Below are 1,073 nucleotides of genomic sequence, written 5' to 3' on the forward strand. Positions count from 1 at the left end.
GGTAGGAGCAGGATGGCGGCGGGTATCGACCAGACCGATTGGGCTGGATTGTTGAAGAGTGCCCAGAACGGTCAGCTTCAACTTCTCAATGTCGACAGCGCCGCGCTGGGTAAACTGACCGGATATTGTGAGGATCTGGTGGCCGACATCCTCGGGTTGATCAATTTCGTGACCGGGAAGAACATGCCACCGAAGTTCGACTGGTATTACAACAATCAATCCAGTACCGATCCGAAACGGCCTGCCCAGCCGAAACCGTTCCCGGCCAGTTCCTATCAGTTTCTGAGCATGAAACATCTGTCGGACGCGTTCTTCGACAAAGCGAACCCCGAACTGGTCGACATTCTGGGTAATCATCAAGCGATCGTCACCGATATCGCGAACACGTTCACCGCGGCGAACAAGAAGTACTCGATCACCGAGGGACAGAACGCGAACACCTTCGTCGCACCCAACGCGCGTGATCATTGGCCGGAGATCTCGAAGTATCATGCGGCGTCCTCGGTGTCGTGGGCGGACGGGCCGGGTTTGTCGACCACCGCCAGTTCCGGGGTGAGTTTCGACAAGTCCCTCAAGGGCAGAATCGATCCGCTGATCGAACTCGGTGGCGCTCTGCACCTCTACGATTTCGCCAACATCGCCATGCTCGTGGGCTCGGTCGGTGGTGACATGCTGTGGTTGTCGGGTGAGTGGCTGGCCCTGTCCCAGATCTGGGGCAACTCGATCGATACCTTCACCAAGAACATCAAACCCGTGTTCACCCGGGGGCACTGGCAGGGCGCGGGCGCCGACCGGGCGATCGCCTCGATCGACAAATACCTCGGTACCGCCGAAACGTTGCGGGCGGGCATGGTCGACATGTCTCATGTCGTGGGGAACACCGCCAACTTCCTGGCGTTCATCTACGGTCACGTTCCCCGCTACGACCAGATCAAGTTGAACACCAACGGCACGGTCAACTATGTCGCCAAGCGCGGCCGGACCGGTGATCAGGCCCAAACCTATGCTCAGCAGTGGTGGGACAAGGGCGATGACACCAGTAACAACAAAGGTTTCGTCGCCGAGATGCGTGC

At 58.5% G+C, this 1,073-nt stretch carries 1 protein-coding gene; it reads left to right on the forward strand.

Annotated elements, in window-relative coordinates:
- Positions 1-12: 12 nt before the first annotated feature.
- A partial coding sequence (locus ACFV2O_RS36820) for a hypothetical protein (protein WP_379256395.1) occupies positions 13-1,073 on the forward strand: 1,061 nt, incomplete at its 3' end.

This window comes from Nocardia sp. NPDC059691, from assembly GCF_042733915.1.
Taxonomy (GTDB): domain Bacteria; phylum Actinomycetota; class Actinomycetes; order Mycobacteriales; family Mycobacteriaceae; genus Nocardia; species Nocardia sichangensis.